General features: G+C 70.3%; 1 protein-coding gene. It reads right to left on the bottom strand.

The annotated features are described in order from the left end of the window. Nucleotides 1-417, bottom strand: a 417-nt coding sequence (locus tag AX737_RS14960; RefSeq protein ID WP_197430589.1) for an efflux RND transporter permease subunit, incomplete at both ends; no start/stop codon positions are given.

The raw sequence follows: 417 nt of genomic DNA, 5'->3' as shown, positions 1-417 counted from the left end.
TCTCGCGCAGGATCTGGTTCGGCCCGTCGGTCTCGCGGATGTCGGCGATCTGGCGGGCCGGCACCCAGCCGGACGGGGTCTCGATGAGGAGGTCGCCGAGGCGCTGGGTCGTGCGCATCGTGTCGGAGAGGCGCATCACCACGTCGAAGCGGCGGTAGCCGTCCACCACCCGCGAGACCACCTGCCCGTTCGACAGGCGGCTCAACTGCTCGACCAGGGCCGCGGGTTGGACGCCGTAGAGGGCCGCGCGGGCATAGTCGACGCGAATTTCCAACTGGGGGATGAGCACCTGCTTCTCGACCTGGAGGTCGGCGAGGCCGGGGATGTCCGAGAGCCGCGCCCTCGTGTCCTCGGCGAGCGCGCGCAGGGTGTCGAGATCCTCGCCGAAGATCTTGAGCGCGATCTCGGCGCGCACGC

Source organism: Methylobacterium sp. CCH5-D2 (assembly GCF_001556475.1).
GTDB lineage: Bacteria > Pseudomonadota > Alphaproteobacteria > Rhizobiales > Beijerinckiaceae > Methylobacterium > Methylobacterium hispanicum.
This window is presented reverse-complemented; position numbering and strand designations above follow the sequence as displayed.